The organism is Primorskyibacter marinus, from assembly GCF_003313245.1.
GTDB lineage: Bacteria > Pseudomonadota > Alphaproteobacteria > Rhodobacterales > Rhodobacteraceae > Primorskyibacter > Primorskyibacter marinus.
The window spans coordinates 81,178-96,047 of the sequence record NZ_QJSD01000006.1 but is presented as its reverse complement, the minus strand read 5'-3'; the positions used below and the strand labels follow the sequence as shown (position 1 = coordinate 96,047).

General features: G+C 59.9%; 11 protein-coding genes. 5 read left to right on the top strand and 6 right to left on the bottom strand.

Going from position 1 to position 14,870, the window contains the following annotated elements; genetic code table 11:
• Positions 1-24 precede the first annotated feature (24 nt).
• From DMZ65_RS10290 to DMZ65_RS10280, 3 genes are read right to left on the bottom strand one after another with little or no spacing between them, the layout of a single operon-like run.
• Positions 25-456 (bottom strand): RbsD/FucU family protein, encoded by a 432-nt coding sequence (locus tag DMZ65_RS10290; RefSeq protein ID WP_116598817.1) that lies wholly within the window; start codon positions 454-456, stop codon positions 25-27.
• Positions 457-1,494 carry an aldo/keto reductase gene (locus DMZ65_RS10285; RefSeq protein ID WP_116598816.1) on the bottom strand — a complete coding sequence of 346 codons (1,038 nt, stop codon included), beginning with the start codon at positions 1,492-1,494 and terminating at the stop codon, positions 457-459.
• Between the two features lie 11 nt (positions 1,495-1,505).
• Positions 1,506-2,192, bottom strand: coding sequence for a GntR family transcriptional regulator (locus tag DMZ65_RS10280; RefSeq protein WP_232824962.1), 687 nt, complete (start codon positions 2,190-2,192; stop codon positions 1,506-1,508).
• 113 nt (positions 2,193-2,305) lie between these two features.
• Between DMZ65_RS10280 and DMZ65_RS10275 the strand changes: the two genes are divergently transcribed.
• The 5 genes from DMZ65_RS10275 to DMZ65_RS10255 all read left to right on the top strand — a co-directional run bounded on the left by DMZ65_RS10275 (position 2,306) and on the right by DMZ65_RS10255 (position 7,667).
• Positions 2,306-3,829, top strand: coding sequence for a UxaA family hydrolase (locus DMZ65_RS10275; RefSeq protein ID WP_116598815.1), 1,524 nt, complete (start codon positions 2,306-2,308; stop codon positions 3,827-3,829).
• A gap of 13 nt (positions 3,830-3,842) precedes the next feature.
• Positions 3,843-4,076 (top strand): hypothetical protein, encoded by a 234-nt coding sequence (locus DMZ65_RS10270; RefSeq protein WP_116598814.1) that lies wholly within the window; start codon positions 3,843-3,845, stop codon positions 4,074-4,076.
• Positions 4,077-4,108: 32 nt separating this feature from the next.
• Positions 4,109-5,635 carry a sugar ABC transporter ATP-binding protein gene (locus DMZ65_RS10265; protein ID WP_198662659.1) on the top strand — a complete coding sequence of 509 codons (1,527 nt, stop codon included), beginning with the start codon at positions 4,109-4,111 and terminating at the stop codon, positions 5,633-5,635.
• The gene (locus DMZ65_RS10260; RefSeq protein WP_116598812.1) at positions 5,632-6,639 is read left to right on the top strand and encodes an ABC transporter permease; all 1,008 of its coding nucleotides are present in this window, start codon (positions 5,632-5,634) and stop codon (positions 6,637-6,639) included. The genes DMZ65_RS10265 and DMZ65_RS10260 overlap by 4 nt, the downstream gene beginning before the upstream one ends.
• 77 nt (positions 6,640-6,716) lie before the next feature.
• Complete coding sequence (locus DMZ65_RS10255; protein WP_116598811.1) at positions 6,717-7,667, top strand: ABC transporter substrate-binding protein; 951 nt, start codon at positions 6,717-6,719, stop codon at positions 7,665-7,667.
• Positions 7,668-7,861: 194 nt separating this feature from the next.
• Here DMZ65_RS10255 and DMZ65_RS10250 read toward each other — a convergent pair whose 3' ends face one another.
• From DMZ65_RS10250 to DMZ65_RS10240, 3 genes are read right to left on the bottom strand one after another with little or no spacing between them, the layout of a single operon-like run.
• On the bottom strand, positions 7,862-9,844 hold the full coding sequence (locus tag DMZ65_RS10250; protein WP_116598810.1) for a DNA/RNA non-specific endonuclease: 1,983 nt from the start codon (positions 9,842-9,844) through the stop codon (positions 7,862-7,864).
• Between the two features lie 44 nt (positions 9,845-9,888).
• Complete coding sequence (locus DMZ65_RS10245) at positions 9,889-13,041, bottom strand: ATP-binding protein (RefSeq protein ID WP_116598809.1); 3,153 nt, start codon at positions 13,039-13,041, stop codon at positions 9,889-9,891.
• Complete coding sequence (locus tag DMZ65_RS10240; RefSeq protein WP_157960595.1) at positions 13,038-14,849, bottom strand: trypsin-like serine peptidase; 1,812 nt, start codon at positions 14,847-14,849, stop codon at positions 13,038-13,040. Before DMZ65_RS10240 ends, DMZ65_RS10245 begins: the two co-directional genes overlap by 4 nt.
• Positions 14,850-14,870: the final 21 nt, after the last annotated feature.

Sequence of the window (14,870 nt, the reverse complement as noted above, 5' to 3'; positions counted from 1 at the left end):
GATCAGTTGCTGACCAAGTGTGACTTAGTTGCCGATCACGCCCTTCTTCAGAAGGATGTTGCCATATAGCCGTGTCTCGCCGGTCTGCACGATCGCAAAGGCGGATTTGGCGCGGTCATAAAATCGAAAACGTTCCAGCCTGTGCAAAGTCGCGGGAGTATCGGCGGTCTCGGTGATGAGCGTCTGAAACGCCGCGACAACAGGCGGCACGGCGTCGGGATCATCGACGACCTCCATGACATGCGCGGGGTTCGGGACGAAACTGTCCAGCGGCAGCACGGTCAGGACCGCCTCAAGAACCTCGGTGGCGGTCACCCCGTCAAGGCGATGGCAGCGACAGCCCAAAGCCGTCGCCGGAAAGTTCGCATCCGCGATGACGATCTCATCCCCGTGGCCCATGGCACGAAGACTGTGAAGCAGGTCAGGCGACAGGATGGGCGGAACATTACGAAGCATCTATATATCCTCTGGCAGTGGGGCGTCCGGATGGATCAAACCTTGGGCTTTCAGATCGGACCATAAGGCTGCCGGTACGGGCGTTTCGAATATCTTGATGTTCTGGCGCACCTCGTCGGGCGTGGAGGCCCCCGGTATCACAGTTTTAACTGCCTCATGGGCAAGTGGAAATTGAAGGGCGGCAGCAATAAGCGGGGTTTTATGGGCCGCGCAAACGTCGCTCAGCTTGCGGACACGTTGCAGCACCTCCTCGGATGCTGGTGCGTAGTCATATCTTGCGCCTTCAACCGCGCCGGTCGCAAGGATGCCAGAATTGTACGGCCCGCCCAGAATGATCCCCACATCCCGCTTGACGCAAAGTGGCAGAAAGCTGTCAAGCGCCTCTTGCTCAAGCAGTGTGTAACGTCCGGCCAGCAGAAAGCCGTCGAAATCCGCCTCGCCCAGCAGGCGTTCGCAAATCTGCCATGTGTTCACACCGGCACCGATGGCTGCAATCCGGTCCGCGTCGCGCAGCTCGGCCAACGCATGGTATCCGCCCTGATTGAACAGTTCGCGCAGCTTGTCTTCACTCCCTTCAACGCCATGCGTGCCCGCGTCTATGTCGTGCAGGAACAAAATATCAATCTGGTCGGTGCCAAGTCGGCTGACGCTGTCTTCATAGCTGCGCATGACACCGTCATAGGTGTAATCGAAGACGATCCGCTTTTGCGGCACATCGACAAAGGCCTCGGGCGTGACATGTTCGGGTGCACAATCATGCAGAACCCGGCCGACTTTTGTCGAGAGTGTCAGCGCATGTGCATCGAACCGGGACAAAGCTTCTGCAAACCGCATCTCCGACCGGCCCAACCCGTATTGCGGTGCCGTGTCGAAATACCGGATGCCAGCGGCCCAGGCCGCATCAAGCGTGGCTTGGGCTGTCTCATCCGCGATCCTGCGATAAAGGTTTCCCAAGGGCCCACCTCCGAAGCCAAGCTGTGTCAGCTCAAGCGGCGACTTTGTTCGATGGTTGAGGACGTTGGTTCGGGTCAGGTTCATCAGGGATCTTTTCAGTTGCGGTGAAAGAATTCGGGATGCTGGCGCTCAAGTGGTTCAATGCGGCTTATCAGTTGTCCCAGATGACCCGTCATGGCGGATCGTGCCGCTGTCACATCCTGCGCTTTGATCGCTTTGAGGATCGCCATGTGTTCTGTCACGGCTTCGGAGGGGCGACCCTGTTCCGGCAAGATCAACATCCGGGCGCGTTGAAGCTGAAGCGACATCTGACCAGCGGCGAGGGCAACCTTGGGAAATCCGGTAAAGCCGAGGATCAGTTCATGAAAAATCAGATCGGCCTCGAAGAAGCCCTGAAAATCCTCATCCTCGACCAGCAAGGTTTGCAATCGCAGGTTTCTTGAAAGTTGTTTGAGCTGTTCAGCCGTGCGTATTTCGGCAACCCGCGCAACGGCGGCCACTTCGACGGCCTCCCGCAGAAAGCTGTCCTCGCGCAACCCAGCCATCGAAAACTGCGATACGCGGGTCGCGGATTGCGGGATGATGTCGACCAGTCCGTCCGAGGACAGGCGCGCCAACGCTTCTGACACCGGAGATCGGGACACGCCAAGCTGTTCGCACAGGGCACCTTTGCGCAAGACCGCGCCGGGCTTCAGCGTCATGTCCAGAATGCGATTGCGCAGCGCAACATAGACGCGCTGGCCCAAGGCGCCGTCCAATCCGGTGATATCAAGCGTGACCATGGGTGAAGGCATTTCCATATTTCTAAACTGGCATGTTAGTTGACAGGTCGCGCAAGTCAAGTTACGGCTTGGGGGAACCACGCGCCCAGCAATCAGCCAGAGGAACGCATCACATGAGCCAGCGGCCACGCATGCTGACCCTTCACCCGCAGGACAATGTGGCGATTGCATTGGACGATATCGCCGCCGGCCAGACAGGCACCACCGACGGGCCTGCGCTTTTGCAATCGGTCAAGCAGGGGCACAAGGTTGCGGTTGCTGCGATAAATGCCGGCCAAAACGTCCTTCGCTACGGTCAGATCATCGGTCAGGCGACGGCGGATATTGCGCCCGGCGAACATGTTCATGTGCAAAACCTTGGGATGGGGGAACATTCCCGCGATTACGCATATGCCAGCGAGGCGGCCACGCTTGATGCAGTGCCTGATACCCGAACGTTTGACGGCTATCACCGCGCCGACGGACGCGTGGGCACGCGAAACTACCTTGGCATTCTGACATCGGTGAATTGTTCCGGCTCCGTCGCCAAATTCATCGCTGAAGCCGCCGAGAAGTCCGGCCTGCTTGATGCCTATCCGAATATCGACGGCATTGTTCCGATCACACATGGCACCGGCTGCGGCATGTCGGGTGAAAACGAAGGCTATGACACGCTGTTTCGCACCCTTTCAGGCTATGCGCAGCATCCGAATTTTGGCGGCATTCTGCTGATCGGACTTGGATGCGAGGTGATGCAGGTTTCGGCCCTTGTGGGGGGACGACCGATCCGCGCGGACGGCGCGCTGCGCTATATGACCATTCAGCACGAAGGCGGCACCCGCAAGACGATTGAAAAGGGGCTTGCGGAATTGCACGGCATCGCAGAACTGGCTAACACGGCCACCCGTAAACCCGCACCGGTGTCCGAACTTATGGTCGGGATGCAATGCGGCGGCTCGGACGGCTATTCCGGCATCACCGCAAATCCCGCGCTGGGCGTCGCCTCGGACTTGTTGGTGCGCCACGGTGGCACAACAATTCTGTCAGAGACCTCAGAGATTTACGGTGCCGAACACTTGCTGACCCGTCGCGCGGTGTCGGTCGAAGTGGGTGAAAAGCTGATCGACCGCGTGCGGTGGTGGGAAGATTACACCGCCCGAAATCACGGTGAGATGGACAACAACCCAAGCCCCGGCAACAAGCGCGGTGGCCTGACCACAATCCTTGAAAAATCACTTGGGGCCGTCGCCAAAAGCGGCAGCGCGCCTCTGACGGATGTGTATCTGTTTGGCGAGAAGATCGAGAAAAAAGGCTTTGTCTTCATGGACAGCCCCGGTTTCGATCCCTGTTCTGTCACCGGTCAGATTGCCTCTGGTGCGAACCTGATTGTCTTTACGACCGGGCGAGGCTCTGTTTCGGGGTATATGCCGACCCCTTGCATAAAGGTTGCCACGAATTCGGAAATGTATCGTCGCATGGCGGATGACATGGATGTAAACTGCGGCGATATTATCAGTGAAGGCGTCAGCCTGAAGGACAAGGGCCGCGACATTTTTGAGATGTTTATCCGCATCGCTTCGGGCGAGCAGACAAAAAGTGAAGAGCTGGGATTTGGCGGGGTCGAGTTTGTCCCTTGGCAGATCGGGACGGTCATGTGACCATGAGATCGAAATGATGCTCAACAACGCCATTTTCCTGACAGCCAAAACGGACCGGGGCACGGATGCTGCGCTGTATGCTGGTTTAATGCAAATCCACGCAAAGACAGCCCTTTTTGCATCTCGGATGTTGGGGCGTTTGGCTTTGGGCAACTCTCGGACCTCAACCGGCATGTTTGCGTCGCGCGGCAAAAATTGCTGCGCTACCCGGCACCCGTTTCCGGACCAAGGCAAGGCGGTGATCTAGCGCGAACGACTAGCTTGGGAGGGCTGCAAGACGTGAGTTATCTGGTCGAAATGAAGGGCATCGAGAAGCGCTTTCCCGGCGTTCACGCGCTCAAGTCGGTGCAGTTCTCTTTGAAACCGGGAGAAGTTCACGCCCTGATGGGCGAGAACGGCGCGGGCAAATCGACCTTGATGAAAATCATGTCGGGCATTTACGCCCGTGACGGCGGCGAGATGTTTGTCGATGGCAAACCCGTCACTCCCGACAGCCCGCGCGCGGCCCAAGACCTTGGAATCGGCATCATTCATCAAGAGCTGAGCTTGATGAATGACCTCACTGCCGCACAGAACGTCCTGATCGGGCGAGAGCCGCGTCGCAGTTTAGGCAGGCTCGACGAAACGGCGCTGAACAAGAAGACGGCAGAGATCTTCGCCTCGCTTCAACTGGCCATGGATCCGCGCACGCAGGTCAGCACCCAGACCATTGCCCGTCAACAACTGATCGAGATCGCCAAGGCGCTGTCCTATAATCCGCGCGTGCTGATTATGGATGAACCAACAGCCGCGCTGAATGACGCTGAAATCGCTGAATTGTTCAAAGTGATCGAAAGGCTCAAGGCCGATGGGGTGGGCATCGTTTATATCAGCCACCGCATGGACGAGATCAAACGGATCGCCGACCGCGTGACCATCCTGCGCGATGGTGCCTATATCGACACATTGGATGCGGCTGACACACCGCTTTCGACAATCATCCAACTTATGGTTGGCCGTGAAGTGACGCAGAATGCACCGGTTTTCCCCGATACGTCACAAAGCCCTGTCGCGCTTGAAGTGCGCAACCTGTCGCGCGGAAAAGACGTGCGCGATGTCAGCTTTGATGTCCGCAAAGGCGAAATTCTGGGCTTCGCGGGCCTGATGGGCGCGGGGCGCACCGAAGTGGCGCGGATCATCTTTGGGGCCGATCCGCGCGACGCGGGCGAGATCCTGGTGGACGGCCAACCGGTGAATATTCGCACGCCTCACGCGGCCGTCGAGGCGGGCATCGGCTATCTGTCCGAGGATCGCAAACATTTCGGGCTTGCCGTCGACATGACCGTCCGCGCCAATATCGCAATGGCCAATATGGACAAGTTCACCAACCGCGCGGGCGTTCTGGATGAAGCTGCGATGAAACGCATTGCGGTGAAGTATATCGAGCGCCTTGGTATCCGGACGCCCTCGGACATGCAGGACGTGCGGCTGCTTTCGGGCGGCAACCAACAGAAAGTGGTGATTGCCAAATGGCTGTTGCGCGACTGCGACGTGCTGATTTTTGACGAACCGACGCGCGGCATTGATGTGGGCGCAAAGTCCGAAATTTATGCTTTGCTCGAAGATCTTGCGGCCCAAGGCCGTGCGATCATCGTGATCTCGTCGGAATTGCCCGAGGTCATGCGCCTTTCCCACCGCATTGCGGTGATGTGCGAAGGGCGGCTGACCGGCATCTTGCCGGGCGGCGCAGATACCACACAGGAAGATATCATGGAATTGGCCACGCAGCGCGAGAGCGCATTGGTCGGCGCGGAGGAAACACAATGACCAGCACCACAGTCGATGCCCCGAAATCCGCGCTGTCGCGCATCATTGCAACCGGCACGCACCAACGGGTGCTGGCCTTTGCCAGTCTGATCGTGTTGCTGATCGGGTTCTCCATCGCGTCGCCCAACTTCATGCAGATGTCGAACATGATCGCGATCCTGCAAGCGACATCCGTCAACGGCGTGCTGGCTGTCGCGGTCACTTTGGTCATCATCACCGGCGGCATCGACCTGTCGGTTGGCACCATGATGACGTTCTGCGCCGTCATAACCGGTGTGGTGCTGACCTATGCCGGCATGCCGCTTTTGCTGGGTGTCGTCGCGGCCATCGCGACAGGCGCGCTTGCCGGATCTCTTTCAGGGACGTTCGTGGCGAAGATGAAAATCCCGCCGTTTATTGCGACGCTCGGCATGATGCTGATCCTCAAGGGGCTGAGCCTTGTGATTTCAGGCACCCGGCCGATCTATTTCAATGACACGCCGGGGTTCAGCGAAATCTCCCGCGGATCGTTGATTGGCAATCTGATCCCTGCGCTACCAATCCCGAATGGCGTGCTGATCCTGTTCATGGTTGCTGCTTTGACCGCCTATATCCTGAACCGCACCGTTCTGGGCCGGTATTGCTTTGCGCTGGGGTCCAACGAAGAATCCGTCCGCCTGTCGGGCGTCAACACGGATCGCTGGAAGATTGCCATCTACGCTTTGGCGGGTGCCATTGTCGGCATCGCGGGCCTGCTTATTGCGTCTCGACTGAACTCTGCACAACCTGCTTTGGGTCTGGGATACGAGTTGGAGGCGATCGCGGCGGTTGTGATCGGCGGCACATCCCTGTCCGGCGGGCGCGGTTCGATCCTTGGTTCGCTGATCGGGGCGCTGATCATGGCGGTGTTGACCAACGGACTGCGCGTTCTGTCCGTCGCGCAGGAATGGCAAACCGTTGTCACCGGCGCGATCATCATTCTGGCGGTCTATGCCGACATGATGCGCCGCAAGAAGCCCAACTGACATCAGGATCACCAAGAAAGCCGGCCACCAACCCAAAAAAACAGGCCGGAACAACCGACAACCGAGGAGGAAACCACATGTTGTCACGTCGTATACTCGTCGGCGCATTAAGCGCCACTCTCGCCCTGGGGGCGGCCCCATCGGCATTTGCGCAGGACGGGGAAACCTACATCCCGCTGATTTCCAAAGGGTTCCAGCACCAGTTTTGGCAAGCCGTGAAACAGGGTGCCGATCAGGCCGCCGAAGAATTCGGCGTCCGGATCACATTTGAAGGCCCCGATAACGAAACGATGGTCGACCGTCAGATTGATATGCTGGCCGCGGCCCTGGCCAACAATCCTGCCGCCATCGGTTTTGCGGCGCTCGACAGTCAGGCCGCCATTCCATTGCTGAAACAGGCCGCCGATGCGGGCATTCCTGTCATCGCATTCGACAGCGGTGTCGAAAGCGATATTCCGGCCACGACGGCAACGACCGACAACGTCGCCGCGGCGTCGCTTGCCGCTGACAAGATGGCTGAACTTATTGGTGGTGCGGGCAAAGTGGCTGTCGTTGCACATGACCAGACCAGCCGCACCGGCATCGACCGGCGCGATGGGTTCCTGAATCAGATTGCATCGGCCTATCCGGACATCGAAGTTGTCAGCGTGCAATACGGCGCGGGCGATCAGCTTCAATCGACCGAAGTGGCCAAGGCGATTCTGACGGCCAACCCCGATCTGGACGGGATGTTCGGCACCAACGAAGGCTCTGCCATCGGGGTTGTGAATGCCGTGCGCGAGATGGGCAGTGAAGGTATCACAGTGATTGGCTATGATTCCGGCAAAGCCCAGACCGACGCGATCCGCGATGGCCTGATGGCAGGTGCGATCACGCAAAACCCTGTCGGGATTGGATATGAAACCGTGAAAGCCGCGATTGCTGCCATAAATGGCGAGGAACTGCCCGCGATCATCGATACAGGCTTTTACTACTACGACCAGTCGAACATTGACGATGACGAGATTCAGGCCGTCCTGTACGATTGAGGTATCCGCACTGCGGTCCAAGCTTATCTTGGGCCGCAGAACCATCTTCCGATGCAATGTCGCGGCGCATGGATTTGCCGTAATTCCGCAAAGGAGCGGATCGCCGGGACGCAGCGACCACCGCAATCGGGTGCCCACTGTCTGCGTTCCGACATCTGCTGTCCACCGTCTTGTCAGAGACCCGCAAACGGCCCCTACAGCACGATATTCGCAAAGCTTTCGACTTCTACGACGGGACGCGGGCTTGCCCCGACAGCTTCGCTTTCGCTGACACGCCGCGCCAGAGGATCAGCGTCCCGCAACGGGCCAAAGTCGAGGTGGCTCATGGTTTCGAGATCCTTGATACGCACCTGAAAGGTCTTGTAGGCACCGAACTCGAAACCGCCTACGGCCTCCACCCGGCCCTGATCGCTAAGCAATTGCTGGATGACTTCGACCTGACTTAGAATATAGGCCGTCGCATGCAGCCGCAGAATGCCATCGCTGCCATCGTCCTCGGCCAGCATCGTCACCAGTTTGAAGAACTTCAACGGCACCACTGCCCCGGTATCTTTCAGCAAGGGTTCGTCGCCGGACAGGACCGGGCCGGTAAAAACGCAGGCGCGAAACCCGTGGGTGCGCACGCTGGACATGATGTAGTTTTCAAGCCCCAGCCACTGCGCATTGCTGCGGTTGAAGGCCCGGTGCTGCGGGGCGGCGACAGGGTAGTGGAAACTGTCATCGTTCGAGCGTTTCGCCTGCGCGTCATCCGCCCCCCAATTGGTGGCGGCGCGGCGGATCAGGTGGCCCCGGTCGATATCGACATGATCGTAATCCTCCTTGTCAAGCTGAACCTCGGCCGGAATGCGCAGGTCGGCATACCATTTGTCGCTGCCGCGCTTTTGCGGGCGGGTTTGTTCGCTGTCGATGTTCAGCGCCGCAAGGATCGGCGTCTTGAACGTGCCGGAATACAGCACCCCGAAATTCTGATAGCGCAGCTCGTGCGGTCGGCAGGCCGTGGCGTCCGAAGGGGTTGCAAGGCCAAAGCCCTGCGGCACTGTGGGCAGCGACACGGCGGTGACCTGTAGAAAATCCGGGTCATAGCCCTCGCGGCCTTCGAAATGCGCGGCATCATGGCTGCCATCGCGACGTTCTGCCTGGGCAATATCGAAACCGGGCACCGAGTTCGGCGTTGCGCCGTCCAGCAGGGCATTGATCGTACTGATCCGCACCGCCGAATTGCCAACGCCGAATGTGCCTGCATAATGCAGCCCCACCGCCTTGCCGCTGTCCAGAGAGATCACTGGAGACCCGGAATTGCCCCCCAGCGTCGTGCAATCATGGCGCAGGATCGTCATGCCGCCATCCTCGATCAGAAAGCCCGGCGAGAACCGTTTCACATCGTAGAGATTGCGGAAATAATTCGCCATTTGCGTGGGATCGTTGCGCAGGGAATCCTTCGCCGGATAGCCGATGACAGCCACGGTTTCGCCGTGTTGCGCGTCCGTATCCGCGCGGTCGATGGGCGCAGGGCTGAACGCGGCACCATCGGCGGGCAGGGCGATCCGGGCAATCGCCACGTCAGCGGCGGCATCTTCGGCGATATAGGTGAACTTTTCGATGTCAAACAGCCGCGTGGGGTCCGGGTCGGCACCCACCTCTTCCAGGAAATCAATCCGCGCCCCGTATCTGGCGGCACCGGGGGCGAACAGGAACACACCATCGCCCAGAAAGCTGCGGCGGGCGACCAGCTTGGCAACATGCCGGTTGGTGACGATCAGCAGATGGGTGCCGGTCTTGTCGATCACCCAGCCCGTGCCGCCCCAGCTATAGTCGTGATTGATGAATTCGATCCGCCCGACAGAGGCGACAGCCGCCTCGACCTTGCCGATCCGCAGGTCGATATCCGCCGGAAAATCGGTGCTGAGCGAGGTTTTCCCTTCGACCTTACCACCACGCACGATCAGCGGCGGGCGGCCCACGGCGCGAATAATCGCCTCTAGTTGTGACGGTTTGCCACCGACGCTTTCCAGCCTGTCAATTTGCGTATTCATCAACTCTGACGCGCGGTCGGCGGTCAGCCCCAGCTCTTGCAGGATCGCCGGATCGGCATCGATCAGCGCCCGCGATGCGTCGATCATGCCGGCATTTCCCATCGACTCGAGGCGGTGCAGGCTTTGGCGAGTACTATCAGTCATGGCGGTAGTCCTTCTGCTGAAATACGACCGGGGCGGCACTGGCCTTATTGAAAATACGCAAGGCGCGCGTCTTTGTCCGGTAGGGTTGCGATGGCGGGGCGGAAGACGGTCGGGACACGACTACCAATCAGATAGCGCATGCGGTCGGTTATATCGTTCAGGGCCGAAACCTTGGAAAACGGCGTGCTTAACCGGCGCGCCAGCGTGTCTGTGCCTTTGGTGGCGGCACCATCCAGCGGGTCGGCCCAGAAGGACAGCATTCTGTCAGCCCGTGTGGAGCCTGGCCGGTCGGTCAATGATGCGATACGCCATTCCGTGAGCGCACCCCAGTCGCGGCCGGGTGCCCAGCCTTTCGGCGGTGCGCTGTCATATGCCCAATAGCCGGCCGTGGTCTGTTGCCAACGGCTGAGCGCGCGGGCGAGGGTAGGCAGGTCCGGAATCGGGTGGAAGAAGCTGTACCCCTCGGCCCAATCCGCCGTCATCCCAAGCGACCGGATAAGAGCAAGAATATCCAGCGGACGGTCGCCTGCCTGCGAAATGGCATGGTCCAGACCTTCCAGCGCTGGCCCGAATAGATCAGCGGCTTCGCGGATCCCTCCGGCCAGCGTTCGCAGATCATCCAACAAGCGCCCCTTGCCTGCAACCTGCATCTCGGACGCCAGCGCGAAAAGGCGATCGTAATACGGGTTGATCGGCGCAATCGCCAAGGCATAACGACCATCGGCGGCCTTTCTGTCCGATAGGTCAACCGGGGCCATTTTCAGACCAAAGTCGCCGCGGATGCTGTCGGCGTGACGCAGGCGTTCTTGCGACAGATCAATCTTGCCGTCGTGTAAATAGGGGGCCAGCATTCCAAGCGCCTCTTGTTGCCCCTCTATCGTGACGCCTGCGGCGAGCAATGCGAAATCCAGCGCAGCCCCACGCAAGCCGATGCGGGTAGAACTGCGCATGACATTCACGACGCAATCGCGGAAGGCTTCGTTGTGCAGCCATTCCACCAGCTTGCGGAACTTGAATTCCGCAAACATCTCCAGCGTAATCCGCCCTTCAAGCTGTGGGTTGCCCTTGGCAAGGTCTGGCAGGGCCGTTTCGGGCAGCAATTCGAACAGCTCACGCGCTTTGGACCAGTGCCCGGTCAGCCATTGATGACACAGGATCAACACGCCGACTTCGCTGGTGGGCGCATATTCGCCGGGCAGGCCTTCGCGCAGAATATGCGTGGCCTCGCGCCGTTCACCCTGTTCCAACATGGCGCGCAGATCCATCACCGCACGCGGGTCGGGATGTCCGGCAAAGCCGTGACCCTTCACGACGCGCGCCCGCCCGGTGGAGGACCGCGGATCAATTCGCACCAGTTTGGGCTGTGATTCCGCATCGCGTGCAGCCAGACCGGCGGCGTCATAGCCGCGTGTGTCCAACTCATCGGCCACGAGGACCTGTGTGGCGGATCGCTGTCCGCGGGCGTGGCGGATATGGTCCTGCGCCTCAACGGGCAATTCGTTCAGCAATCGGTCCGGAAAGCGATCTGCAAGCCCCGGCTCAATCTCTGGCGGCGCTTCTCCGACACGCATCAACTGCGCCGCGTGATAAAGGTGTTGAACAGGGTCGCGCCGGGCAAAATAGTCGCGTGCCGCGCGGTTTACGGCCGCGGTGTCGTCACCGTTGTCGCGATATATATGTTCCAGAACCTCCTGCCGCAGATCTGCTTTTGGCACCAACCGACCACGTCCGGCGTCCGTTACCAACCAGGACTGCAAGGCGAGTTCTGCAATCAGATCTGGCGCATCGTCGCGAAGATCACCCAGACCCAGTGCTGGGGCCAGAATATTGACCAGCGTCTCGACCGTGAGTTCATGCAGCACCAGCCCTTCATTGGCAATCCGGCGCAGGTGTTCGGGAAGGCGCGCGCGGATCACCCTGTGAACAAATCCGCGATCCAGACCCTTTAGATGCGCCTGTCCCAGTACTTGCGACGCATCCGTTGCACTCGACGCCTTCACCGCAGAGATCAACAGTCGCAACCGAAGAGGGTTGCCCTTCGCTTCGTTGATGATGTCGGACCAGACCTCCTTGGGGATGTTTTCCTGGCGCAACATCTCGCGGATCAACACCGTCTCGACCTTCGTCAGCGGTAACTGCCCGCCATTGCGGGGGTCGCTTTCCGAAAAGATCGGCGCGCGCCCGGCCGAGATCACGGCAATATCGATGCGGCCCGTATCGGCAAAGCGGTCCAACTCTTCCATCAAGGTTTCAACATAGGTCGCGCCTTGCGCCTGTAGAACTTCCAGCGTGTCCAGAAGGACAATCATGCGCCGTTCGGCCTGTTCCACGACGTCGATTATTGCATGCAACAGCTCCCGCGGGATCAGGTCTGCGGTGTCATGGCCCGTGCGCGTGACTCGTTCGGAATGCGCCATTCGAAGGCTGCGAAAATAGGCGGCCTTTTGTGGTAGTGCCTCCCCGATCTGGCGCGAAATCTCGTCATACAGGGTTCCGGCCGCCCCGATCTGAAGCGAGGACCGGTCGAAATCCAGCCGCACGAGGATCAGATCGGGCTGCGCCCCGGCGATCTGGACGATGCGCTCCAGCAGGAAGGATTTGCCGATGCCGGGAATGCCCATGATATGCAGGCTGCGCAGAGGAGGCTTTGATTGCGGTGCGGCGATCCATGCTTCAATCGCGTTCAGTTCTTCTGTGCGGCCGATGAATTCATCGCCCAGAACGGCGTCTGTCTGGCGGCTTCGGCGCACGGCGTTTAACCGACTGCGCAGGCCGACCAAATGCCTGTGGCCCGGTGCCTTGCGTCCGGCGTATTCCAGCGTGATGACGATTTCGGACAGGGCATTTTCATCGCTTGAGGTGGCGATCATGTCTTCCAGCAGATCAGGATCGTAGAGTCCGCTGCCGTTCAGGGCGGCGGCGATCTCGGTCTCGGGTTGTGCGCCGGTGTTTTCATAGCCCTCCAGCGCCCGTTCCCGTGTCGATGCGCGCAGCAACCATTGCACCGGGCTGCCCGGCGATGTGGTCTCTACCGTGCAATGCGCATGCAGCAGCGAGATCAGCCGGGCGCGTTGCACCTTGTCGTCGTAGTCGTCCGGGCTCAACGCCTCTTTCAACAAGGCGCGTGGTTCAAACGGGCCGCGCAACGCGGCGGCGCGCAGAACCTGAACCTTCAATATGTCAAGCGCCTCGCTCATGCCGTGATCCCCAGAAAGGCCTTGATCTGCTGGCGCAGCTGAGTGGTGACGGTGCCCAGATCACTGCCGCTGAATTCTCCGGTCGCGTCCGCCACGAGCCCTTGTAAAGACCTGTCGGTCATCTCATTGAGGCGCGGCGGAAGCAGGTCGGATTCAGGCGAGAGCGACGTTATCATCGCGTTGATCGTAGCCTGAACATCGCTGCGCGTGAATGGCCCAAGCTCTTCCAGAAGCAGACCCGCGCGGCGGGCTGTCTCTGCCTCCATCACATTGCCAAATCGCAAAGGCGCAAGGCGGTAAGTTTCATACCCGGCCAGGATCAGGCGCAGATTGGCCTGGGTCGGAAGGTGGCGCGCGATATGTTCGAATTGCACCTGGGCCTCGGGCGACAATCCGTTGGGCGGATTGTCGAAGAAAAACCACCAGGTTTGACCGTCCTTCATCGCCTGCTCCTGCAAAGTCCGGATCAACGCGCTGGCGCGGCTGTCCTGCTCGGCCACGCCGGTTGCCTCGCCTGACGACGTGCCGCCGGACGCCGTGCTTGCACGCTCCGCACCCAGCGCCAGCACTGCGAGATCGGACAGCAGATCAGTGGTCCGCAGCGTCGGGCTTATCCGGATACAGCGATGCGGTGGATGAGCGTCGGGGCTGCCGTGCTGAATCAGATATGCCTGAAGCATGTCAAAGCTGAACCCAAGCCCGCCGATAGAACTGGTATCTTCGCGCCGGATCCAGACCCCGCGCAGGCGTGACTCTGGATTGTCGACCATCGCAGCCAGCGCTGTTATGAACTGCCTGCGGCCGATGATAAGTGGCCCTTCGATGTTGCGGTCCAGCGACCACAGGGTGCGCAACTTGCTGTTCTGCGAGATCAGCTCGCGGAATTTTGGCTCTTGGCAGAACCGTTCAAATGGCACGAGGCGACGGACATTTTTCCAACGCCCCTGATGAATGCCCAGAAAGTTGAAATTGCGGTCAAATCCGGGCCCGCCGGATGACCCGCCCTCGGTGTCGATATCATGCGGCAGGCGGCTGACCTCTGGCCCATCCCGGCGAATGCTGCCAGACATAAAGCCGGACTCCCGCCCGTCGGGGTAATGAACCAGGGTAAACAGCTCTGGTCCGACGAAATCCGGCGGAGTGCAATCGGTGTCGATGCGCCCATAGGTCTGACCCAGCGGCATGAATACGCGCAGAAGGGCCACATCCATATGGGTGTCCGCAGCGCCGTTCGGAGGCAGGTCTCCGTTTATCTCGCCCTCGAAATAGGGCCATTTCTGCACGCAGCTTGCAGGATAATGGATGCCGTCGGATGCGATGATGCCCAGTCGCGGCGGTGGCGCATTGTCGGGGCGCTGGGCGTAGAAACGGTCCAGCACATGCGAGGCCGTCAGCACAAGGTTTGGTGCCACGAATGCGCCTGACCCTTCTGGCGTGTTATCGAGTGCGATGCGGCAGCGAAACGCCTCTGCCCGCGGGGCGAACGCGCCCAAAGCGTCAAAGTCGAAATCCTTGTGCTGCGGCTCGCCAATCTCGATCCCGGTGAAGCGCGCGATATTTTCCGCAAAGATCCGATTGCGTTTGCGCGGCATCGGGTCGGCACCACGGGCACGCAGATAGCTGATGAAATGCGGCACCTTTCCGAATTTGTGCAGGGTCGCCAGCAGGACATCGGGAAGGTCCTCGCCGTCCTCTTCTTCGACCCCGAGGGCAATCGCATCAAGGCTTAACGGAGCATCCGGGCTGGGAAAGAGGGCAATCAAGGCGCGACGGATGGTTGCCTCGTGCAGCGCCAGGGCCTTGCGCATTTTCCCCACCGTCAGCATTGT